Here is a 20,611-nt window from a genome sequence, read left to right on the forward strand (position 1 = left end):
CTAGATGGGCAACAACGTCGTTGTAATAGGCACCCAGTGGGGCGACGAGGGTAAGGGCAAGGTCGTCGACCTGCTGACCGATCGCGCTGGCGCCGTGGTGCGTTTCCAGGGTGGACACAACGCCGGTCACACGCTGGTGATCGACGGGGCCAAGACCGTCCTGCATCTGATCCCCTCGGGCGTGTTGCGCGAAGGTGTGCGCTGCCTGATCGGCAACGGCGTGGTGCTCTCGCCGCAGGCGCTGCTCGAGGAGATGGCGATGCTCGAGCAGGCCGGCGTGCCGGTGCGCGAGCGTCTCGGCATCAGTGCCGCCTGTCCGCTGATCCTGCCCTACCACGTCGCGCTCGATCAGGCGCGCGAGCGGGCGCGGGGCAACAACGCCATCGGCACCACCGGACGCGGAATCGGGCCGGCCTACGAGGACAAGACCGCGCGGCGCGGCATCCGTCTCGGTGAGCTGCTCGATGCGAGCCACTTCGAGGCGCGTCTCGGCGAGGTGCTCGACTATCACAACTTCGTCCTCGAGCACTACTACAAGCTCTCTCCGCTCGAACTCGCGCCGATCCGTGACGAGGCCCTGGCCCATGCCGAGGAGCTGCGTCCGCTGATCGTCGACGTTCCCGGGCTGCTGCATCAGATGCGGGCGCGGAACGAGGATGTGCTGTTCGAGGGCGCGCAGGGCGCGCTGCTCGACATCGATCACGGCACCTATCCCTTCGTCACCTCCTCGACCACCACCGCCGGCGGTGCCGCCAGTGGCAGTGGGGTAGGGCCGCGCGATCTCGACTATGTGCTCGGTATCGTCAAGGCCTATACCACCCGGGTCGGCGCCGGCCCCTTCCCCTCGGAGCTGTTCGACGACGACGGCAACCACCTCGGGGTGAAGGGCGCGGAGTTCGGCGCCACCACCGGGCGCAAGCGTCGCTGTGGCTGGCTCGACATGGTCGCGCTCAAGCGCTCCTTCGCGATCAACAGCGTCACCGGTATCTGCATCACCAAGCTCGACGTGCTCGATGGCATGGAGCGGGTGCGGATCTGCACCGGCTACGAACTCGACGGCGAGCTGCTCGAGACGCCGCCGGTGGGCAGCGAGGCGATGGCTCGTTGCACCCCGCGCTATCTCGATCTACCCGGTTGGAGTGACTCGACCGTGGGTGCCGAGAGCTACGAGGCGTTGCCCGAGAACGCGCGACGCTATATCGAAACCATTGAACAGCTCAGCGGTCTGCCGGTCGACCTGGTCTCGACGGGTCCTGATCGCGTGCAGACCCTGATCCGACGTCATCCGTTTGACGTCTGAGGGCTATCGTCATGACCGAAATCTCCTTTTCCGAACTCTTCCTCGAAGGCCTTCAGCTGATGGGCGTCGGGATGACCATCGTGGTCGCCTTTCTGATCCTGCTCATCGGCGTGCTCCGCCTGGTGGCCGCCGCCGTGCGCCGCTGGGCGCCCGAGGAGACCGCGCCCGAGGCGCGGCCCGCCTTCCCTCAAGGTGCTGGCGCCGTCACCGACCGTCGCCTGACTGCGGCGATCACCGCTGCCGTCGTCCAGTACCGGAAGCGACGTCGGACCTGACACCCAGGGGTCCGTCTGTAACCGAGGCGTCGTCGGGGGGTGTACCCGCCTGACCGGCGGCGCCCCTGATCGCGAACTTCGAAATCGAACCTTCACCATGAACGATCCCAAGCCGCTCGGTATCACCGAGGTCGTCCTGCGCGACGCCCATCAGTCCCTGCTCGCTACTCGGCTGCGTCTTGAAGACATGCTGCCGATCGCGCCCAAGCTCGATCAGGTGGGCTACTGGTCCATGGAAAGCTGGGGCGGGGCGACCTTCGACGCCTGCATCCGTTACCTGGGCGAGGACCCGTGGGACCGTCTGCGTCAGCTCAAGGCGGCGATGCCGAATACTCCGCAGCAGATGCTGCTGCGCGGCCAGAACCTGCTCGGTTATCGGCATTACGCCGATGATGTGGTCGAGTCCTTCGTCGAGCGTGCCGCGACCAACGGTATCGATGTCTTCCGCGTGTTCGACGCGATGAACGACCTGCGCAACCTCGAGGCTGCAATCAAGGCCGTTCTCGCCACCGACAAGCACGCTCAGGGCACCATGTCCTACACCGTGAGCCCGGTACACGACCTCGACTACTGGGTCGACATGGGGCGCCGTCTCGAGGATATGGGGTGCCACTCGATCTGCATCAAGGACATGGCCGGCCTGCTCAAGCCCTATGTCGCCGAGCAGCTGGTCACTCGCCTCAAGGAGAGCTGCTCGATTCCGATCGCGATGCAGAGCCATGCCACCACCGGCATGAGTACCAGCACCATCGTCAAGGCGGTCGAGGCCGGCATCGACATGGTCGATTCCGCCGTCTCCTCGATGAGCATGACCTACGGCCACTCGCCGACCGAGTCGGTGGTCGCCATCTTCGAGGACGGCGATCGCGCCACCGGGCTGGACCTCAACCTGCTCGAGGAGATCGCCGCCTACTTCCGTGACGTGCGCAAGAAGTACGCTAAGTTCGAGGGCGCGCTCAAGGGCGTCGACTCGCGCATCCTGGTCGCCCAGGTGCCCGGTGGCATGCTCACCAACATGGAAAACCAGCTGCGCGAGCAGGGTGCGAGCGATCGCCTCGACGAGGTGCTGGTCGAGATCCCCAAGGTGCGCGAGGACCTCGGTTTTATCCCGCTGGTCACTCCAACTTCGCAGATCGTCGGCAGCCAGGCCGTGCTCAACGTGCTGATGGGTGAGCGCTACAAGAGCATCACCGCCGAGACCGCCGGTGTGCTGCGTGGTGAATACGGCGCGACGCCGGCTCCGGTCGACAGCGAGCTGCAGCAGCGCGTGCTGGAAGAGGGCCAGAGCCCGATCACCTGCCGCCCGGCTGACAACCTCGCCCCGGAGATGGAGTCGCTGACCGCGCAGCTCCAGGAGATCGCCGAGGAGCGTTCGCTGAACCTCGCCGAGGCGGTGGTCGACGATGTGCTCACCTACGCGCTCTTCCCTCAGGTCGGGCTCAAGTTCATCGAGAACCGCGACAACCCCTCGGCCTTCGAGCCGGCACCCTGGACCGAGGCACCGGCCGCCGCCGACAAGGCCGCGCCTGCCGCAGCCGCTACCGCGATGGCCGAGGCCTATCGCGTCGAGGTCGATGGTCACGCTTACAACGTCCGGGTCTCGCCCGAGGGCGCGGTCGAGATGATTGCCCCGGCGGCAGGTGCCGCCCCGGCTGCTGCGCCGGCGCCCGCTGCGGGTGCTGCGAGCGAGGTTCCCGCGCCGCTGGCTGGTACTGTGTTTAAGGTGTTGGTCAAGCCGGGCGACCAGATCACCTCTGGCGACGTGGTAATGATTCTCGAGGCGATGAAGATGGAGACCGAGGTCCGCTCGCCCGAGGGTGGTACCGTGGCTGCGGTCTGCGCCTCCGAGGGTGATGCGGTGCAGGTCGGTCAGGCCCTGCTGACCCTGAGCTGAGCGCGGATCCATGGAAAAGTTGTTGCTACTGTGGCAGTCCACCGGACTGGCCAATTTCACCTGGGGCCAAGCGCTGATGATCGGCGTCGGCGGTCTGCTGATCTATCTGGCGATCGCCAAGAAGTTCGAGCCGCTGCTGCTGCTGCCGATCGGCTTCGGTGCCATCCTCTGTAACACGCCGGTGGCCGGGATCGGTGGTCCCGACGGCATGGTCGGCATGATCTACCATGTCGGCATCGAGACCGGGATCTTCCCGCTGCTGATCTTCATGGGGGTTGGCGCGCTGACCGATTTCGGCGCGCTGATCGCGCGGCCTTCGACCCTGCTGTTGGGTGCTGCGGCGCAGTTCGGCATCTTCGCCACCCTGCTCGGGGCGCTGACGCTGAACCTGATCCCCGGGTTCGACTTCAGCATGGCCGATGCCGCCTCGATCGCGATCATCGGTGGCGCCGACGGTCCGACGGCGATCTTCCTCGCCTCGCGCCTCTCGCCCGATCTGCTCGGCGCCATCGCCGTGGCGGCTTACTCCTACATGGCCCTGGTGCCGCTGATCCAGCCGCCGATCATGCGCGCGCTGACCAGCGAGTCCGAGCGTCAGATCAAGATGGAGCAGCTGCGTCACGTCTCCAAGCTCGAGCGCATCCTCTTCCCGTTCGCGGTGCTGGTGCTGTGCGTGACCCTGCTGCCCTCGGCCGCGCCGCTGATGGGCATGCTGATGTTCGGTAACCTGCTGCGTGAATCGGGTGTGGTCGATCGCCTCAGTCGCGCCGCGCAGAACGAGATCATCAACGTGGTCACCATCATGTTGGGCCTGGCCGTCGGCTCCAAGCTCTCGGCTGAGATGTTCCTCAACGTGCAGACGCTCGGCATCCTGTTGCTCGGCGCGCTGGCCTTCTGCATCGGTACCGCCACCGGCGTGATCATGGGCAAGGTCATGTGCAAGGTCACCGGTGGCAAGGTCAATCCGCTGATCGGCGCCGCCGGCGTCTCGGCGGTGCCGATGGCCGCCCGCGTGGTCAACAAGGTCGGTCTCGAGTCGGATCATCACAACTTCCTGCTGATGCATGCGATGGGACCGAACGTGGCCGGTGTTATCGGCTCGGCGGTGGCCGCCGGTATCCTGCTCGCGTTGGTGGGCGGTGGTTGATTCGTTGAAGTTGACGAAATCGGCAAAACTGGGTTAATTTGATTAGCTTATGTCAGCGTCGTTACCTGAGCGACTGGACCCATGGCGTGCCGCGCAGGCCGCGCGTGTCTTCACCGGCACGATCGAGCTTGCGCGGCTGCCGAGGCTTGCCGAAGCCGTCCTCGGTCTCGCCCCGCTTGCGCAGGGCCAGGCCGAGGTCTGTTACCGTCTCGCCTTCGAGCGTGATCCCCGGGGGCGCGTGCGTGTCTTCGGGGACGTCGATGCGGTGTTGCGGCTGCCCTGTCAGCGCTGTCTCGGCGAGGTCGCCGTTGCGGTGAGCGCGCCCTTGAGGTTGGCGCTGGTGCGCAGCGAGCAGCAGGCCGAGCAGCTCGACGAGACACTCGACCCGGTGCTGGTCGAAGACGACGAGCCGGTGCAGCCGCTTGACTGGATCGAGGACGAGCTGCTGCTCGCGATCCCGGCGGTGCCGCGTCATGCGCCCGGTGAGTGTGAGGCGCCGGTTTCTACCGATGCCTCGCTGGCCGAGTCCGAGCCGTTGTTGGAGACGCCGCCGGAGCGGGACAACCCGTTCGCGATTCTGGCGAGTCTGAAGTCGCGCGGGCGCGACGACGAGGGCTGATGGTTTCGCAATTTCGATCAACGCGACGTCTCGTGCCAACGAGGCGTCAGATCCGTACCTGGAGATAACAATGGCAGTTCAGCAGAATCGCAAGACCCCTTCCAAGCGCGGCATGCGTCGCTCCCACGACGCCCTGAGCAAGCCGACGCTCTCGGTCGAGCCCTCGAGCGGCGAGACCCATCGTCGTCATCACGTCTCGGCCGACGGTTTCTATCGCGGCCGCAAGGTTGTGGACAAGTCTGAGTGATCCGTCGAGTTCGTTTCGGATCATCGGGGTCGCGACGCATGAGTCGAGCAATGAAGGCACAGCCTTGTACCATTGCCCTGGACGCCATGGGTGGCGATCACGGGCCGAGCGTGGTGATCCCGGCGGCGCTCAAGTACCTCGCGGACAACCCCCACGCCAACCTGATCCTGGTCGGTGACGAGCAGCGGCTCGACGCCTGTATCGGCAAGGCCAGTCGTGAGCGTCTGCGTATCCATCACACCTCCCAGGAGGTGGCGATGGACGAACTGCCGTCGCGGGCGCTGCGCAACAAAAAAGACTCGTCGATGCGCGTGGCCATCGACCTGGTTCGCGACGGCGAGGCCGACGCCTGTGTCAGTGCCGGCAACACCGGGGCACTGATGGCGACCGCGCGCTTCGTCCTCAAGACCCTGCCGAGTATCGATCGGCCGGCGATCAGCACCACGGTGCCCTCGCTGCACGGCCATACCCACATGCTCGATCTCGGGGCCAATGTCGATTGCTCCGGCGCTCACCTGTTCCAGTTCGCCGTCATGGGCAGCGAGCTGGCGAGCGTGGTCGATGGCATCGACCGCCCCAAGGTGGCGCTGCTCAACATCGGCCAGGAAGAGATCAAGGGCAACGAGCAGGTCAAGCAGGCTCACGAGCTGTTGCTCAACAGTAGCCTCAACTACGTTGGCTATGTCGAGGGTGACGGCATCTATCTCGATGACGTCGACGTGGTCGTCTGCGATGGTTTCATCGGCAACGTTGCGCTCAAGTCGAGCGAGGGCGTGGCCAAGTTCGTGCGTCATTCGCTGCGTAAGCAGTTCAAGCGCAACTGGTTCACCCAGCTCGCCGGACTGGCGGCGATGCCGATCCTCAAGCGCTTCAGCGGTGACATCGATCCACGTCGCTACAACGGTGCCAGCCTGCTCGGTCTGCGCGGCATCGTGGTCAAGAGCCATGGTGGCGCCGACGCATTCGCCTTCGAGAACGCGATCTACATCGCCGAGAAGGAGATCCGCGAGGATATCCCCAAGCGGATCGGCGAACAGGTCGGGCGTCAGCTCGAGGGCAGTGGACAGTACAGGGAAACCGCCTGATGAAGTATTCCCGCATTCTCGGGACCGGGAGCTATCTGCCGGCCCGCGTCATGACCAACGCAGATCTCGAGGCTGTCGTCGATACCTCGGACTCCTGGATCCGGGAACGCACGGGAATCGAAAAACGTCACCTGGTCAGCGAGGGTGAGTGCTGTTGCGATCTGGCTGAGCAGGCCGCGCGCAGGGCGCTGGAGGCGGCCGGCATCACCGCCTCCGACCTCGACCTGATCCTGGTGGCGACCACGACCCCCGATCAGTTCTTCCCGAGCACCGCGACCCTGCTGCAGCGGCGGCTCGATGTGCACGGCTGTCCGGCCTTCGATCTGCAGGCCGTGTGCGCCGGCTTCGTCTATGCAATGGACGTGGCCGACAAATTCATTCGCACCGGCGCGGCCAAGCGCGCGCTGGTGGTCGGCGCCGAGACCTTCTCGCGCATCCTCGACTGGAACGACCGCACCACCTGTGTGCTGTTCGGTGACGGTGCGGGTGCGGTGGTGCTCGAGGCCGCCGACGAGCCTGGCATCCTTTCCACCCATCTTCACGCCGATGGCGCCTACAAGGACCTGCTGCAGGTCCCCGGTGGGATCGGTAACGGCCACCCCGACGCCCGCTTCGTCCAGATGAAGGGCAACGAGGTGTTCCGCATCGCCGTCACCACCCTCGGGCGCATCGTCGAGGAGACCCTCGAGGCCGCAGGCCTCACCAAGTCGGACATCGACTGGCTGATTCCCCATCAGGCCAATATCCGCATCATCCAGGCGACCGCACGCAAGCTCGATCTGCCGATGGAGCGAGTGGTGGTGACCGTTGCCGAACACGGCAACACCTCCTCGGCTTCCATTCCGCTGGCACTCGATCAGGCGGTACGCGATGGGCGTATCCGTCGTGGCGAGACGCTGCTGATGGAGGCCTTCGGAGGCGGTTTCACCTGGGGTTCGGTCCTGGTCCGTTACTGATTTCCCTCTTGATCTTCCTGTATTGCGATGCCACAACAACTCGCCGTTTTCTTTCCCGGTCAGGGGTCGCAGGCGCTCGGCATGCTCGATGCCCTCGCCGCGACCTATCCCAGCGTTCGCCAGACCTTCGAGGAGGCCTCTGACGCCCTCGGTCAGGACCTCTGGCAACTGGTGAACAGCGGTCCAGAGGACGCGCTCAACCGCACCGAGAACACCCAGCCCGCCATGCTCGCCGCCGGTATCGCCGTGTGGCGGGTGTGGCGTCAGGCCGGTGGCGCTCCCGCCACGGTGATGGCCGGGCACTCGCTGGGCGAATACAGCGCCCTGGTCGCTGCCGAGGCGCTGGGCTTTGCCGACGGCGTCCGCCTGGCCGCCGAGCGTGGGCGGCTGATGCAGGCGGCGGTGCCGCCGGGCGAAGGCTCGATGGCCGCGCTGCTCGGGCTCGACGACGACACCGTGATTGCGCTCTGTGCCGAGCAGGCCAGCGGCGAGGTGCTCGAGGCGGTCAACTTCAACTCCCCCGGACAAGTGGTCATCGCTGGCGCCAGCGCTGCGGTCGCGCGCGCGGTCGAGGCGGCCAAGACCGCCGGCGCCAAGCGTGCGGTCCAGCTGCCGGTGAGCGTGCCCTCGCACTGTGCGCTGATGCGTCCGGCCGCCGAGCAGCTCGCCGAGCGTCTCGCCGAACTCGATCTCTCGCTGCCCCAGGTGCCGGTGCTGCACAACGTCAACGTTGCCGCTGCAGGCGATGTCGCCGAGTTGCGCGATCTCCTGGTGCGGCAGCTCTATCGCCCGGTACGCTGGGTCGAGACGGTACGCAAGATCGCCGGCGACGGGGTGCCGGCGGCCATCGAGTCGGGCCCGGGCAAGGTGCTGGCCGGACTCTGCAAGCGTATCGACAGGAACATGACGACGCTGCCGGTCTTCGACCCGAAGACCCTCGATGCGGCACTGGAGGCGACTGCCAATGCTTAAGGGTGAAATCGCGCTCGTTACGGGCGCCTCGCGTGGAATCGGTCGTGCCATCGCCATGGCGCTGGCCGAGCAGGGTGCAGCAGTGGCCGGCACCGCGACCAGCGAAGCCGGCGCTGCGGCGATCGAGCAGGCGTTCAAGGACGCCGGCCATCAAGGCATCGGTCTGGTACTCAACGTCTCCGATGCGGAGTCGATCAGCAGCGCCCTGGCGACGCTCACCGAACGTCTCGGTGCGCCCAGCATCCTGGTCAACAATGCCGGGATCACCCGCGACAACCTGCTGATGCGGATGAAGGATGACGAATGGGATTCGGTCATCGAGACCAACCTCACCTCGATCTATCGTCTGGTCAAGGCCTGCCTCCGTCCGATGACCAAGGCGCGCAAGGGCCGCATCATCAACATCGCCTCGGTGGTGGGTGCCAGCGGTAACGCCGGTCAGACCAACTATGCCGCGGCCAAGGCTGGGATGATGGGCTTTACCAAGTCGCTCGCCCGCGAGGTCGGCGCGCGTGGCATCACCGTCAACTGTGTCGCCCCGGGTTTCATCGACACCGACATGACCCGGGTGTTGCCCGATGCCCAGCGCGAGGCGCTGCTCGGCTCCATCCCGCTCGGTCGACTCGGTGCCCCCGAGGAGATCGCCGCTGCCGTGACCTTCCTCGCCTCTCCCGGCGGGGCCTATGTCACTGGCGAGACGCTGCATGTCAACGGTGGCATGCACATGGCGTGAAAACCTTTTCATTGATTGATATAAATGACTTATATCAATCAGTTAGGGTTTTTACCTAAGGCTATTTATTGGCTTTCATCGACCCTCGTTTGTCACTAGAATACGGGCTGGCTCAGCGAGGGCCACTTTATTCATTCCGGAGGAATCTTTCATTATGAGCAGCGTTGAAGATCGAGTTCGCAAAATCGTCGTCGAGCAACTGGGTGTCAAAGAGGAAGAAGTGACCGCCGAGGCGTCCTTCGTCGACGATCTGGGCGCGGACTCCCTCGACACCGTGGAACTGGTCATGGCTCTCGAGGAAGAGTTCGAGACCGAGATTCCTGACGAAGACGCTGAGAAGATCACCACGGTCCAGCAGGCCATCAACTACATCAACGAGCACCAGGCCTGAGGCAGGGTTGCTGTCCGCGCGCAGTCGTCCGTCGGAGACGGACGCCGCACGCGGCTCGATCCGCCGAATCGTGGTGTACTGAACGAGAAGAGGTAAGCAATGGCAGGCAGAAGGGTAGTTGTCACTGGGTTGGGTCTGGTGGCGCCAGTTGGTCTGAACGTCAAGTCCGCTTGGGACAGCATCCTTGCCGGCAGGAGTGGGATCCAACCGATCACCCACTTCGACATCGAACCGTTCAGCAGCCGCTTCGGTGGGCCGATCTACGGCTTTGATCCGAGCGAATACGTCCCTGAGAAAGACGCCAAGAAGATGGACAAGTTCATCCATTATGGCGTCGCGGCGGGCTCTCAGGCCATCGCCGACGCAGGACTGGAGGTCGATGAGTCGAACTGCCGTCGCATCGGCGTCGCCGTCGGCTCCGGCATCGGTGGCATCACCGGTATCGAGAACAACTACGAGGCCTATCGCTCCAAGGGGCCGCGTCGGATTTCTCCCTTCTTCGTGCCGGCCAACATCGTCAACATGGTGGCCGGTAACCTCTCGATCAAATTCGGCCTCAAGGGTCCGAACTACTCGATCGTCTCGGCCTGCGCGACCGGTACCCACAATATCGGTGAGGCCGCGCTGATGATCCGTCACGGCTATGTCGACGTGATGCTCGCCGGTGGCGCCGAGATGGCGACCTCGCCGGTCGGGCTCGGCGGCTTCGCCGCAGCGCGCGCGCTGTCCACCCGCAATGACGATCCGGTCGGCGCCAGCCGTCCGTTCGACAAGGAGCGCGACGGCTTCGTGCTCAGCGACGGTGCCGGTGTGGTGGTGCTCGAGGACTACGAGCGGGCCAAGGCGCGTGGCGCGCACATCTACGCCGAGCTGGTCGGCGTCGGCATGAACTCCGACGCTTACCACATGACGGCCCCTTCGACCGATGGCTCGGGCGCCGCCGACTGCATGCTGATGGCGCTCAACGATGCCGGCATCAGCCCGGAAGAGGTCGATTACATCAACGCCCACGGCACCTCGACCGTGGCCGGCGACATCGCCGAGACCACTGCGGTCAAGCGCGCGTTCGGCGACCATGCCTACAAGACCATGGTCAGCTCCACCAAGTCGATGACCGGTCACATGCTGGGCGCCGCCGGTGGCGCCGAGGCGGTGTTCTCGGTGCTCGCGCTGCGCGATCAGGTCGCGCCGCCAACCATCAACTACACCACCCCGGACCCCGACTGCGATCTCGACTACGTGCCCAACACCGCGCGTGACTCGAAGCTCGACATAGTGATGTCGAACTCCTTCGGCTTCGGCGGCACCAACGGTTCTCTGGTGTTCCGTCGGGTCTGATCCCGCGTACCCACCGGGACCGGCGTTTCTCGCGCCGCGCTCCCGGTGGCGTCCTCCCGCCCCTCCAGGAGTCGTGTGTTGAGCGATTCCAGCGCTTCCCCAGCATCGCTTCGTACCGCCCCGGGTGCTCCGCTGCGGGTGCTGCTCGACGGCTGTCCGCTGTCCGATCTGACGATCACCGATCGCGCGCTGCATTATGGTGACGGTCTGTTCGAGACCTTGCTGGTGCGTGCCGGCCGGCCCTGTCAGTGGTTGCGTCATCTCGCCCGACTCGCGCATGGTTGCGCGCGCCTGGGGATCCCGTGTCCATCTACCGTTCAGCTCGAATCCGAACTCGCGACGTTGCTCGATGGCGTCGAGGAGGGAGTGCTCAAGCTGGTGCTCACGCGCGGCAGCGGTGGACGTGGCTATCGACCGCCGGCGCGGCCCGAACCCCGGCGCATCCTGCTGCTCTATCCACGTCCGGCAGCGCCGGAGTGGCGACGGGGCGTGGCGGTGCGCTACTGTCGCACGCCGGTCTCGGTGAATCCGGCGCTGGCCGGGCTCAAGCACCTCAACCGGCTCGATGCGGTGCTGGCACGGCGCGAGTGGGACGATGGCGCCATCGCCGAGGGCTTGATGCAGACCCCGGACGGCGCCATCTGCGGGGGCACCATGAGCAACCTGTTCCTGTGGGACGGCGTGCGGCTCTACACCCCGGCGCTCGATCAGGCCGGTATCATCGGCACGGTGCGCGAACTGGCGCGCGAGCTGGCTGCCGAGGCCGGCATCGGCTGCGCGGTGCGACGCCTGTGTGTCGATGACCTCGAGCGCGCCCGCGCGCTCTTTCTCACCAACGCGGTGATCGGTGTCTGGCCGGTGGCCAGGCTCGAGGCACGGTGCCTCGACCTCGACGATCAGCCCTGGGATCTCTTGCACGCGGTGCGGGCCGCCGCGCACACGCCTGGATGACGACTCATCGAATGACCCTGCTGCGAATCCTCCTGATCCTGCTCATCGCCCTGGGCGCGCTCGGCGCCGGGGTCTGGGTCGACTACCAGCGTTTCGAGAAGACGCCGATCGCACTCGATCGCGAATCCATCGTCTTCGACATCCCGGTCGGCAGCTCGCTCGGCCAGATCGCCGAGCGACTGACCGAGCGCGGCGCCATCCCGCATCCTTACTACTTCATCGCGTTGGCCTACCGGCGTGGCGACCAGGCACGCATCAAGGCCGGCGAGTACACCCTCACCGCAGCGATGACACCGGTCGAGGTGCTCGATCACCTGGTGCGCGGCAAGGTGGTCCAGTATCCGATCACCCTGGTCAATGGCTGGACCTTCCGTCGTGCGGTCGAGGCGATCGACGCCCATCCGCACTTCGGCGGCGAGGGGCTGGCCGCGCTCAGCGACGCCGAGCTGATGGCCCGGCTCGGCCATCCCGGCGAGCACCCGGAGGGGCGCTTCTTCCCCGACACCTATGCCTTCCCCCGCGGCACCACCGGGATCGACGTCCTGCGTCGTGCGATGCAGCGGATGAAGCTGGTGCTCGCCGAGGAGTGGGCCGGTCGCGCCGAGAACCTGCCCGTCGAGACCCCCTACGAGGCGCTGATCCTCGCCTCCATCGTCGAGAAGGAGACCGCCGCGACCCATGAGCGGGCCAAGATCGCCGGGGTCTTCGTGCGACGGCTGCGCATGGGGATGCGGCTGCAGACCGATCCGACCGTCATCTACGGCATGGGTGAGCGCTATGAGGGCGACATCCGCCGCTCCGACCTGCGCGAGGCGACCGCCTACAACACCTATGTGATCGACGGCCTGCCGCCGACGCCGATCTCGTTGCCCGGTCGCGGCACCATCCATGCGGTGTTGCACCCGGCCGACGGCGACGCCCTGTTCTTCGTCTCCAAGGGCGACGGCACCCACAAGTTCTCGGCCACCTATGCCGAGCACAAGCGCGCGGTGCGTCGCTATATCCTGGGAAAATAGATGTCTGCACCAACCGAAGCTGGCCGTTTCATCACCCTCGAGGGCATCGAGGGCGCGGGCAAGAGCACCCAGGTCGAGCGTCTCGCCGGGGCGCTGCGTGCCCAGGGGCGGCGCGTCATCACCACCCGTGAGCCGGGTGGGGCGCCGATCGCCGAGCACATCCGCGAACTGTTGCTCGACCCCGAGCACGGCGCCATGTGCGAGAGCGCCGAGCTGCTGCTGATGTTCGCCGCCCGCGCTGAACATCTCGACAAGACCATTCGCCCGGCCCTCGAGGCCGGGGTGTGGGTGATCTGCGATCGCTTCACCGACGCCACCTACGCCTATCAGGGCGGTGGTCGCGGGCTCGACGTCGCCCCCATCGCCACCCTCGAGCGGCTGGTGCAGGGTGCGCTGCGCCCCGATCTGACCCTGGTGTTCGATCTGCCGCCGGCGCAGGGACTGGCGCGTGCCCGCGCCCGTGCCGGTGCGGCCGATCGCTTCGAGCGCGAGACTCTGCGTTTCTTCGAGGCCGTGCGCTCGGTCTATCTGACACGAGCGGCGACCATGCCGGAGCGTTATCGGGTGATCGATGCCGCCGCGCCGCTGGCGTCGGTCAGCGCCGAGATCGAGCGTCTCGCCGTGGAGCTGCACGAGACGCTCGGGGCCGGACGATGAGCCAGGTGCGCGATCGACTGCCGCCCTGGCTCGCCGTGCCCTGGGCGCGGCTGCTGCAGGCGCGCGCCGCCGATCGGCTGCCGCACGCGCTGCTGCTGAGCGGACCGGCCGGGGTCGGCAAGCGTGCTCTGCTCGAACGCTTTGCCCGCGCGCTGCTCTGCGCCGCGCCCGACGCCGAAGGACAGGCCTGCGGGCGCTGTGCGGAGTGTGTGCTGCTCGCCGCCGGCAATCATCCGGATCTGGTGCGTGTCGGTCCCGACCCCGAGAGCAAGTCCGGTGACATCCCGATCGCCGCGATCCGTACTCTCTGCGCCGGCGAGGCGCTGACCCCGAGCCGCGTCGAACGGCGGGTAGTGCTGATCGATCCTGCCGATCATCTCAACGCCGCGGCGGCCAACGCGCTCCTCAAGACCCTGGAGGAGCCGGTCGGGCGCACCCTGCTGTGTTTGGTCGCCGAGCACCCGGAGCGGCTGCCGGCGCCCATCCGCAGCCGCTGTCAGCAACTGCGTATCGCGTTGCCTGCGGAGGCCGAGGCGCTCGCCTGGCTGCGTGGTCGTCTGCCCGATGAGCAGGCCGCGCTGGCGTTGCGTCTGGCCCACGGCGCGCCGCTGGCCGCGCTCGACCGGCTCGACCCCGAGCGCCTGGAGGCGCGCGCGCAGCGGCTCCAGGGGTTCATCGCCCTGGCCCGGGGGGAGCGCGCGCCGCTCGCAGAGGCGGCGGCTTGGAACAAGCTCGGCGCCGCGTTACTCTTGGAGTGGATGGCCGGCTGGCTCTGCGATCTGCTGCGGCTGGGTGCGAGCGCGACGCCGCCCCGGCTCGACAACCCCGATCAGCGCGAGGCGCTCGCTGCGCTCGCCTCACGGCTCGATCCGGTGGCCGCGCATCGCTTCTTCAGGCGAGTGCTCGAGGCCCGCACCCAGTGCGAGGGCAGCGTCAACGTCCAGCTGCTGCTGGAGTCGCTGGCCATCGAATGGCGTGAGCTGGCCGTATCCGGTCGAGCCGCGTCGGCGTGATCTCGCGTGGCGTCCGCACGCATCCACACCCGAGGATCCCGATCGATGAGTTCACCGACCAACTCGCTGGGCGCGCTGGGTGGCCAGCAGCGTATCCTCAACTTCGCCATCCGCGACAAGAGCGCGCTCTACGCCTCCTACATGCCCTACATCAAGAACGGCGGGTTGTTCATCCCCACCACCAAGCGTTATCAGCTCGACGACGAGATCTTTCTGTTGCTGCAGCTGATGGAGGAGACCGACCGCATCCCGGTGGCCGGTCGGGTGGTGTGGATCACCCCGCCCGGCGCCGAGGGCAACCGCTCGGTCGGCGTCGGGGTGCAGTTCAGCGATCAGGACAAGGGCGCGGCGCGGCGCAAGATCGAAGACTATCTGGCGGGCATGCTCAACTCCGAGCGTCCCACCCACACCATGTAGGCTGTTTTTGATGCTGGTTGATTCACACTGCCACCTCGATCGGGTGGACCTCACCCCTCATGGCGGCGATTTCGCCGCGCTGATCGCGGCGACCCGCGCCGCGGGCGTCACCCACCTGATGAGCATCGGCATCGACCTGGAGCACTATTCGGCGATGCGCGCGCTGATCGAGCCCTATCCCGAGGTTTTCTGCTCGGTCGGCGTCCACCCCAACGAGAACGAGGGCGAGGACCCCGACGTGGCGCGCCTGCTCGCGCTCGCCGACGATCCGCGGGTGCGCGCCATCGGCGAGACCGGGCTCGATTACTATCGTGGCGCCGAAGACGCCGAGCGCCAGCAGCGCCGTTTCCGCACCCACATCGCCGCCGCGCGCGCCTGCGCCAAGCCGCTGGTGATCCACACCCGTCAGGCCCGCGCCGATACCCTGCAAATCCTGGAGCAGGCGGGCGCGGGCGAGGTCGGCGGCGTGGTGCACTGCTTCACCGAGGACTGGGAGACGGCACGCCGCGCCCTCGAACTCGGCTTCCACATCGGCTTTTCCGGGATCGTCACCTTCAAGAACGCCGCCGAGCTGCGCGAGGTCGCCCGCCAGGTCCCGGACGAGCGCCTGCTGATCGAGACCGACGCCCCCTATCTCGCTCCGGTGCCGCATCGCGGCAAGTCCAACCAGCCGGCCTGGGTCGCCCACGTGGCCGAGTGCCTGGCCGAGGTGCGCGGCTCGACCCCGGAGGCGATCGCCGCACTGACCCGCGACAACGCACTGCGTCTGTTCGACCTGCCCGGCTGAGTCCTCACTTGCCCTTCTTGCCCGCGGTTGCGCCCTCGGCTGGCTGCGGGCGACGCTCGCCGCAGGGCAGATAACCCGCCGGCGGTGGCTGCTCGCCCTCGAGCGCCTCGGTCAGGGCCGCGCAGATGGTGCGCAGCACCTTGACCCGGGCATAGGGTTTGTCGTTGCCCTCGACCAGGGTCCAGGCGGCGTGGCGAGTGCTGGTGCGCACCACCATCTCGTTGATCGCCTCCTTGTACTGCGGCCACTTCTCACGGTTGCGCCAGTCCTCGTCGGTGATCTTGTAGCGCTTGTAGGGGACGTTCTCGCGGTCCTTGAAGCGCTTGAGCTGCTCGTCCTGGCTGATGTGCAGCCAGAACTTCAGCAGGATCACCCCGCTGTCGACCAGCTGCTCCTCGAAGCGGTTGATCTCGGAGTAGGCGCGGCGCCACTCGGCGTCGGTGGCAAAGCCCTCGACGCGCTCGACCAGCACCCGCCCGTACCAGGAGCGGTCGTAGAGGGTGATATGGCCGGCGCGCGGGATCTGGCGCCAGAAGCGCCACAGATAGTGGTGCGCCTTCTCCTCGTCGCTCGGTGCCGCCACCGGGATGGCGCGATAGAGCCGGGCGTCGATGGCGTTGGTGATGCGACGGATGGCACCGCCCTTGCCGCCGGCGTCCACCCCCTCGAACACCAGCACCGTCGAGCGCTTCTGACTGTAGGCGCGCCAGGCCAGCTCGTTGATCTCGTTCTGCAGCCGCTTGAGTTCGGCCTTGTAGGGATCGCGCTCGAGCGCGAGCGAGAGATCGAGTTGATCGAGCAGGGTGATCCGTGCCTGCTCGCCGACCGGCAGCTCCGGGCTGCCGATGCCCGAGACCTGCTCGTCGGCGGGCCCGGCGGCGGCCAGGCGCGAGCGCATCGCATGGAGCAGGGTCTTGCCGACGGTGAGATCGCGATAGCGGCGGTTGCCGGCCTCGATCAGGTACCAGGGCGAGACGCCGCGATCGGTGTGCATGATCACCCGCTCGGCGACCTCCTCGAAGGCGGCGTACTGCTCGGAGAACTTGCTCTTGTCCGGGAGCATCTTCCAGCGGCTCTTGTCGTCGCGCGAAAGCTCCTTGAGCCGCGCCTTCTGGTCGGACTCCGACATGTGGAACCAGAACTTCACGATCAGCGTGCCGTCCTGGATCAGCATCCGCTCGAAGTCGACGATGCGGTTGAGTTCGGCGTCGAGTTCGGCATCGCCGCAGTGATCGCGGAAGCGGTGCTCGATCGGCGTCTGATACCAGCCGCCGAACAGAATCGCCATCTCGCCGCGTCCCGGAAGCGCTCGCCAGAAACGCCAGTAGCGCGGACGTTCGCGCTCCTCGTCGGACTCGTCCCAGAAGGCGAAGGTCTGCACCCCGCGGGTGTCGAGCCACTCGTTGAGCCGATTGACCACCTCGCCCTTGCCCGCCGCCTCGATCCCCGAGATCAGCACCACCACCGGCACCTGCGCTGCCTTCAGCTCGCGCTGCGCGGCCAGCAGATCGGTGCGCAGCTGCGCCTGCTGCTCCTTGAAGTCCTGCTTGCTCACCGAGCGGCCGACCTTGGTTGCTTCGAACATGGTGCGAATCCTCGTGTTGCGGGGTGGGGCGACAAGGTGTGGTGGCCGGGCGTGCGCCCGGGGCGGCGCTAGTCGCTCAGCGCCGGCGGTGGCGTGATCCGGCGCGGTCGGCCATCGTCGTCCACCGCGACATAGGTGATCGCCGCGGCAGCGACCTGATGGCGACTGGCCGGGTCGGGCTCGCGCTGTGCCCAGATCTGTACCTCGACCGTCACCGAGCTGTTGCCGAGACGCTGCATCCGCGCGAACAGATCGACCAGATCACCGACCAGCACCGGGGCGAGGAAGCGGAACTCCTTGACCGCCACCGTCGCCACCCGACCCTGCGCCACCTGGATCGCCACCGTGCTCCCGGCCAGATCCGCCTGCGCCATCAGCCAGCCGCCGAAGATGTCGCCATAGGCGTTGGTGTCGCTCGGCATCGCCACCACGCGGGTGCCGAGGTGCCAGAGACGCGGGTCGCTCACCGGCGCCGCCGTCGGGTCGCTCGGCACCACGCAGGCGTCGGAAGAGGTGGGGGTGGGTTGGCTGGATTCGAGGGTCGAAGACATGGATTGCTTGAATGGTTGGTCAAAAAGGTTGTCGCCGATCTTCGCATAATCGGGCGGGGTCTGATACTGCGGGGTCGGAGGGCGGGGCCTCGATCGAGTCGTGATCTGCCGTTGACCGAGCCGCGAGCCTGGACGTCGGGTTTATTGTACGCCGTTCGCTTCGTGTGCCCGATGGCGTCGCCAATGTCGCTGTGGTTTAGGGGCCGCGTGATGTTGCGCCGGTTTGGGTGGCCGATCTCGGAGACATCAGATTGGATGCAGCTGTCGCGGTGATGACGATCGAGATATGCCAGACGACCCATCGATCTCGATGCGCCTTTCGGTTAGATGGGCTGTCGCCTCAACCCTCGCCGTTGGCCGAACGGCTTGGAGTGGGTGGGGTGGTGTCGACGTGGGGGGCGGGGGCGTCGCGGCGCAGGGTGCGGGTGGCGGGGAAGTGGCAGGCGAAGGTGGTGCCCTGGCCGAGTTCGCTGGAGATGTTGAGGCTGGCGTCGTGGCGGTTGAGCACGTGTTTGACGATCGCCAGTCCCAGCCCGGTGCCGCCGGACTGGCGCGAGCGCGCGGCGTCGATGCGGTAGAAGCGCTCGGTGAGCCGGGGCAGGTGCTCGGGGGCGATGCCGGGGCCGTCGTCATCGACGACGAAGGTCGCGCCGTCCTTGTCCTGGCACCAGCGGATGCGGACGCGGGTGCCGGCGGGGGTGTGCTTGATGGCGTTGAAGACGAGGTTGGAGAAGGCGCTGCGCAGCTCGGGTTGGTTGCCGAGCAGCAGCAGTCCGGTGTCGATCAGGGGGTCGAGTCGGTGACCGGCATCGCCGATGGCCTGTGCCTCCTGGAGGATCAGTCGCAGCTCCTCGGGGACGTCGACGCTGTGCTGGTCGGCGGGGCTGTCGTGCATCTCCAGACGCGAGAGGGTGAGCAGATCCTCGATGATCGAGCGCATCCGCTCGGCCTGGTTGTGCATCAGGGTCAGCGGGCGGCGGTGGGGCTCGGGGGTGTTGGGGGCGTCGAGCAGGTTCTCGACGAAGCCGCCGATCACCGTCAGCGGGGTGCGCAGCTCGTGCGAGGCATTGGCGACGAAGTCGCGTCGGATCATGTTGAGGTGATAGACCTTGGTGATGTCGCGCCCCACCACCAGACGCTGGCGCTTGCGTTCGCCGAAGGGGGCGATGCGCAGCGAGATCATCAGCGCGCGGTTGTGGGTGGGGGCGATGTCGAGCGGGCGCAGGTATTCGCCGTCGTGGAGAAAGTCGCCGAGTTCGGGGTGGCAGAAGACATCGAGGAAGTGCTGCCCGTCCTGCTCCGGCCAGTGGATGTCGAGCAGCTGCGCGGCGGCGGGGTTGGCCCAGTCGATGCGGTGGTGCTTGTCGAGGATCACCAGGGCGTCGGGGACGGCGTTGGCCGCCTCGCGGAAACGACGGGTGAAGCGGATCTGGCGCTTGCGCCCCTTGCGCCCGCGCTGCTGGTAGCGGGCGATGTTGCGATAGACCTCGCCCCAGAGTCCGCGCGGGAAGGGCGGGGCGAGCCGGTGCTGGCGGCGGATCAGGGTGCTGAGGTCGACCAGACGGAAGATGTGGCGCCCGAGTGCAGGGGCGCTCGCCAGCGGGACGCTCCAGGCCGGCGCCAGGCCGCCGAGCCACAGCATCAGGGCACCGCCCGAGGGGACGGCGAAGAGCGCAAGCTCGAAGAGCAGGGCACGGCGCATCGGGGCTCGGGCCTGTCGACTCAGGTCTTGTCCGAGAAGCGGTAGCCGACGCCGCGCACGGTCTGCAACAGGCCGTCGTGACGGGTCGGCTCCAGCGCCTTGCGCAGTCGTCGGACATGGACGTCGACGGTGCGCTCCTCGACGTAGACCTGATCGCCCCAGACTTGATCGAGCAGCTGCGAGCGGCTGAAGGCGCGGTCGGCGTGGGTCATGAAGAAGTGCAGCAGACGATACTCGGTGGGGGCGACCTCCACCGGGCGGCCATTGGCGCTGACGCGATGGCCGATGTTGTCGATGCGCAGTCCGCCGATCTCGATCTCGTCGGCCGGTTCGCTCGGCTTGGCGCGGCGCAGCACCGCCTTGGTGCGGGCGATCATCTCGCGCGGCGAGAAAGGCTTGGCGATGTAGTCGTCGGCGCCGGTGTCGAGCCCCTTGACGCGATCCTCCTCCTCGCCCCGGGCGCTGATCATGATGATCGGCAGACCGCGGGTCTTGGGGTTCTGCTTGAGTTGCTGGGCCAGCTCCAGACCGGAGCGACCGGGCAGCATCCAGTCGAGCAGGATGAGGTCGGGTTGATCGCTGGCGAGCAGCTTGCGGGCCTCGTCGGCATGACCGGCCTCGAGCACGCGGAACTCCGCGCTCTCGAGCGCAAAGCGCATCACTTCGCGGATATCCGGTTCGTCGTCGATGACAAGAATGGTGGGCATCTTCGGGGGTCCTGGGTGCAATGGGCGCGGCGTCGGCGCGGCGTCGCGAAAGAGCTCGGATCGGAGCGACTGGCGCGGCCCTCGTGCCGCTGGGGCACGGGCGCCTGGGGTCGGGGTCTGTTGGGTTTCATTCTATGTACGATCGGTTACGGGGAGATGAACACCCCGGTGAGCGTGCGCCCTGCTGGCGGTGCCGATCGTCGATGCTGGGCAGCCGCCCCGGTGGGTTCGGGGCGGCGCCGACGAGACGCCTTGCACGTCTCGTGGG

General features: G+C 66.9%; 22 protein-coding genes. 18 read left to right on the forward strand and 4 right to left on the reverse strand.

The window, feature by feature from the left end:
• Positions 1 to 4 precede the first annotated feature (4 nt).
• The 18 genes from MARPU_RS07510 (at position 5) to MARPU_RS07595 (ending at position 15,798) form a co-directional block, all read left to right on the forward strand.
• Positions 5 to 1,300, forward strand: coding sequence for an adenylosuccinate synthase (locus MARPU_RS07510; RefSeq protein WP_005223721.1), 1,296 nt, complete (start codon positions 5 to 7; stop codon positions 1,298 to 1,300).
• Positions 1,301 to 1,311: 11 nt separating this feature from the next.
• Entirely contained in the window at positions 1,312 to 1,575 is a 264-nt protein-coding gene (locus MARPU_RS07515) for an OadG family protein (protein WP_005223720.1), read from the forward strand.
• A gap of 97 nt (positions 1,576 to 1,672) precedes the next feature.
• Complete coding sequence (gene oadA, locus MARPU_RS07520; RefSeq protein WP_005223719.1) at positions 1,673 to 3,469, forward strand: sodium-extruding oxaloacetate decarboxylase subunit alpha; 1,797 nt, start codon at positions 1,673 to 1,675, stop codon at positions 3,467 to 3,469.
• 10 nt (positions 3,470 to 3,479) lie between these two features.
• A complete protein-coding gene (locus MARPU_RS07525) occupies positions 3,480 to 4,616 on the forward strand; it encodes a sodium ion-translocating decarboxylase subunit beta (RefSeq protein ID WP_005223718.1) in 1,137 nt (378 codons plus the stop codon).
• A gap of 49 nt (positions 4,617 to 4,665) precedes the next feature.
• On the forward strand, positions 4,666 to 5,235 hold the full coding sequence (locus MARPU_RS07530; protein ID WP_005223717.1) for a YceD family protein: 570 nt from the start codon (positions 4,666 to 4,668) through the stop codon (positions 5,233 to 5,235).
• Between the two features lie 70 nt (positions 5,236 to 5,305).
• Positions 5,306 to 5,482, forward strand: coding sequence for a 50S ribosomal protein L32 (gene rpmF, locus MARPU_RS07535; protein ID WP_005223716.1), 177 nt, complete (start codon positions 5,306 to 5,308; stop codon positions 5,480 to 5,482).
• A 50-nt stretch (positions 5,483 to 5,532) separates the two neighbouring features.
• Entirely contained in the window at positions 5,533 to 6,567 is a 1,035-nt protein-coding gene (gene plsX / locus MARPU_RS07540; RefSeq protein ID WP_005223715.1) for a phosphate acyltransferase PlsX, read from the forward strand.
• On the forward strand, positions 6,567 to 7,523 hold the full coding sequence (locus MARPU_RS07545) for a beta-ketoacyl-ACP synthase III (protein ID WP_005223714.1): 957 nt from the start codon (positions 6,567 to 6,569) through the stop codon (positions 7,521 to 7,523). The genes plsX and MARPU_RS07545 overlap by 1 nt, the downstream gene beginning before the upstream one ends.
• A 27-nt stretch (positions 7,524 to 7,550) precedes the next feature.
• Positions 7,551 to 8,495: an ACP S-malonyltransferase gene (gene fabD, locus MARPU_RS07550; protein WP_005223713.1), complete on the forward strand. Its 945-nt coding sequence runs from the start codon at positions 7,551 to 7,553 to the stop codon at positions 8,493 to 8,495.
• Positions 8,488 to 9,228, forward strand: coding sequence for a 3-oxoacyl-ACP reductase FabG (gene fabG, locus MARPU_RS07555; protein ID WP_005223712.1), 741 nt, complete (start codon positions 8,488 to 8,490; stop codon positions 9,226 to 9,228). The genes fabD and fabG overlap by 8 nt, the downstream gene beginning before the upstream one ends.
• A gap of 154 nt (positions 9,229 to 9,382) precedes the next feature.
• The gene (gene acpP, locus MARPU_RS07560; RefSeq protein ID WP_005223711.1) at positions 9,383 to 9,619 is read left to right on the forward strand and encodes an acyl carrier protein; all 237 of its coding nucleotides are present in this window, start codon (positions 9,383 to 9,385) and stop codon (positions 9,617 to 9,619) included.
• Positions 9,620 to 9,718: 99 nt separating this feature from the next.
• The gene (gene fabF / locus MARPU_RS07565; RefSeq protein ID WP_005223710.1) at positions 9,719 to 10,957 is read left to right on the forward strand and encodes a beta-ketoacyl-ACP synthase II; all 1,239 of its coding nucleotides are present in this window, start codon (positions 9,719 to 9,721) and stop codon (positions 10,955 to 10,957) included.
• A gap of 75 nt (positions 10,958 to 11,032) precedes the next feature.
• Positions 11,033 to 11,908 carry an aminodeoxychorismate lyase gene (gene pabC / locus MARPU_RS07570; protein WP_407636535.1) on the forward strand — a complete coding sequence of 292 codons (876 nt, stop codon included), beginning with the start codon at positions 11,033 to 11,035 and terminating at the stop codon, positions 11,906 to 11,908.
• A gap of 11 nt (positions 11,909 to 11,919) precedes the next feature.
• Positions 11,920 to 12,924, forward strand: coding sequence for an endolytic transglycosylase MltG (gene mltG / locus MARPU_RS07575; protein WP_025275193.1), 1,005 nt, complete (start codon positions 11,920 to 11,922; stop codon positions 12,922 to 12,924).
• Positions 12,925 to 13,581 carry a dTMP kinase gene (gene tmk / locus MARPU_RS07580; RefSeq protein ID WP_005223707.1) on the forward strand — a complete coding sequence of 219 codons (657 nt, stop codon included), beginning with the start codon at positions 12,925 to 12,927 and terminating at the stop codon, positions 13,579 to 13,581.
• Positions 13,578 to 14,594 carry a DNA polymerase III subunit delta' gene (gene holB / locus MARPU_RS07585; RefSeq protein ID WP_005223706.1) on the forward strand — a complete coding sequence of 339 codons (1,017 nt, stop codon included), beginning with the start codon at positions 13,578 to 13,580 and terminating at the stop codon, positions 14,592 to 14,594. Before tmk ends, holB begins: the two co-directional genes overlap by 4 nt.
• Positions 14,595 to 14,639: 45 nt before the next feature.
• Positions 14,640 to 15,011 carry a PilZ domain-containing protein gene (locus MARPU_RS07590; protein WP_005223705.1) on the forward strand — a complete coding sequence of 124 codons (372 nt, stop codon included), beginning with the start codon at positions 14,640 to 14,642 and terminating at the stop codon, positions 15,009 to 15,011.
• A 10-nt stretch (positions 15,012 to 15,021) separates the two neighbouring features.
• The gene (locus tag MARPU_RS07595; RefSeq protein ID WP_005223704.1) at positions 15,022 to 15,798 is read left to right on the forward strand and encodes a TatD family hydrolase; all 777 of its coding nucleotides are present in this window, start codon (positions 15,022 to 15,024) and stop codon (positions 15,796 to 15,798) included.
• Positions 15,799 to 15,802: 4 nt separating this feature from the next.
• Here MARPU_RS07595 and pap read toward each other — a convergent pair whose 3' ends face one another.
• The 4 genes from pap to phoB all read right to left on the reverse strand — a co-directional run bounded on the left by pap (position 15,803) and on the right by phoB (position 20,343).
• A complete protein-coding gene (gene pap, locus MARPU_RS07600) occupies positions 15,803 to 17,383 on the reverse strand; it encodes a polyphosphate:AMP phosphotransferase (protein ID WP_005223703.1) in 1,581 nt (526 codons plus the stop codon).
• Between the two features lie 68 nt (positions 17,384 to 17,451).
• Entirely contained in the window at positions 17,452 to 17,934 is a 483-nt protein-coding gene (locus tag MARPU_RS07605) for an acyl-CoA thioesterase (protein ID WP_005223702.1), read from the reverse strand.
• A gap of 340 nt (positions 17,935 to 18,274) precedes the next feature.
• Positions 18,275 to 19,636 carry a phosphate regulon sensor histidine kinase PhoR gene (gene phoR / locus MARPU_RS07610; RefSeq protein ID WP_005223701.1) on the reverse strand — a complete coding sequence of 454 codons (1,362 nt, stop codon included), beginning with the start codon at positions 19,634 to 19,636 and terminating at the stop codon, positions 18,275 to 18,277.
• Between the two features lie 20 nt (positions 19,637 to 19,656).
• Positions 19,657 to 20,343 (reverse strand): phosphate regulon transcriptional regulator PhoB, encoded by a 687-nt coding sequence (gene phoB, locus MARPU_RS07615; RefSeq protein WP_005223700.1) that lies wholly within the window; start codon positions 20,341 to 20,343, stop codon positions 19,657 to 19,659.
• Positions 20,344 to 20,611 lie beyond the last annotated feature (268 nt).

Origin of the sequence: Marichromatium purpuratum 984 (assembly GCF_000224005.2) — a bacterium.
GTDB classification, from domain to species: domain Bacteria; phylum Pseudomonadota; class Gammaproteobacteria; order Chromatiales; family Chromatiaceae; genus Marichromatium; species Marichromatium purpuratum.

Bases quoted from the DNA above. Each gene is read 5' to 3' on its own strand.
- MARPU_RS07510 (WP_005223721.1), top strand. From the start codon at position 5: ATGGGCAACAACGTCGTTGTAATAGGCACCCAGTGGGGCGACGAGGGT.
- MARPU_RS07515 (WP_005223720.1), top strand. From the start codon at position 1,312: ATGACCGAAATCTCCTTTTCCGAACTCTTCCTCGAAGGCCTTCAGCTG.
- oadA (WP_005223719.1), top strand. From the start codon at position 1,673: ATGAACGATCCCAAGCCGCTCGGTATCACCGAGGTCGTCCTGCGCGAC.
- MARPU_RS07525 (WP_005223718.1), top strand. From the start codon at position 3,480: ATGGAAAAGTTGTTGCTACTGTGGCAGTCCACCGGACTGGCCAATTTC.
- MARPU_RS07530 (WP_005223717.1), top strand. From the start codon at position 4,666: ATGTCAGCGTCGTTACCTGAGCGACTGGACCCATGGCGTGCCGCGCAG.
- rpmF (WP_005223716.1), top strand. From the start codon at position 5,306: ATGGCAGTTCAGCAGAATCGCAAGACCCCTTCCAAGCGCGGCATGCGT.
- plsX (WP_005223715.1), top strand. From the start codon at position 5,533: ATGAAGGCACAGCCTTGTACCATTGCCCTGGACGCCATGGGTGGCGAT.
- MARPU_RS07545 (WP_005223714.1), top strand. From the start codon at position 6,567: ATGAAGTATTCCCGCATTCTCGGGACCGGGAGCTATCTGCCGGCCCGC.
- fabD (WP_005223713.1), top strand. From the start codon at position 7,551: ATGCCACAACAACTCGCCGTTTTCTTTCCCGGTCAGGGGTCGCAGGCG.
- fabG (WP_005223712.1), top strand. From the start codon at position 8,488: ATGCTTAAGGGTGAAATCGCGCTCGTTACGGGCGCCTCGCGTGGAATC.
- acpP (WP_005223711.1), top strand. From the start codon at position 9,383: ATGAGCAGCGTTGAAGATCGAGTTCGCAAAATCGTCGTCGAGCAACTG.
- fabF (WP_005223710.1), top strand. From the start codon at position 9,719: ATGGCAGGCAGAAGGGTAGTTGTCACTGGGTTGGGTCTGGTGGCGCCA.
- mltG (WP_025275193.1), top strand. From the start codon at position 11,920: ATGACCCTGCTGCGAATCCTCCTGATCCTGCTCATCGCCCTGGGCGCG.
- tmk (WP_005223707.1), top strand. From the start codon at position 12,925: ATGTCTGCACCAACCGAAGCTGGCCGTTTCATCACCCTCGAGGGCATC.
- holB (WP_005223706.1), top strand. From the start codon at position 13,578: ATGAGCCAGGTGCGCGATCGACTGCCGCCCTGGCTCGCCGTGCCCTGG.
- MARPU_RS07590 (WP_005223705.1), top strand. From the start codon at position 14,640: ATGAGTTCACCGACCAACTCGCTGGGCGCGCTGGGTGGCCAGCAGCGT.
- MARPU_RS07595 (WP_005223704.1), top strand. From the start codon at position 15,022: ATGCTGGTTGATTCACACTGCCACCTCGATCGGGTGGACCTCACCCCT.
- pap (WP_005223703.1), bottom strand. From the start codon at position 17,383: ATGTTCGAAGCAACCAAGGTCGGCCGCTCGGTGAGCAAGCAGGACTTC.
- MARPU_RS07605 (WP_005223702.1), bottom strand. From the start codon at position 17,934: ATGTCTTCGACCCTCGAATCCAGCCAACCCACCCCCACCTCTTCCGAC.
- phoR (WP_005223701.1), bottom strand. From the start codon at position 19,636: ATGCGCCGTGCCCTGCTCTTCGAGCTTGCGCTCTTCGCCGTCCCCTCG.
- phoB (WP_005223700.1), bottom strand. From the start codon at position 20,343: ATGCCCACCATTCTTGTCATCGACGACGAACCGGATATCCGCGAAGTG.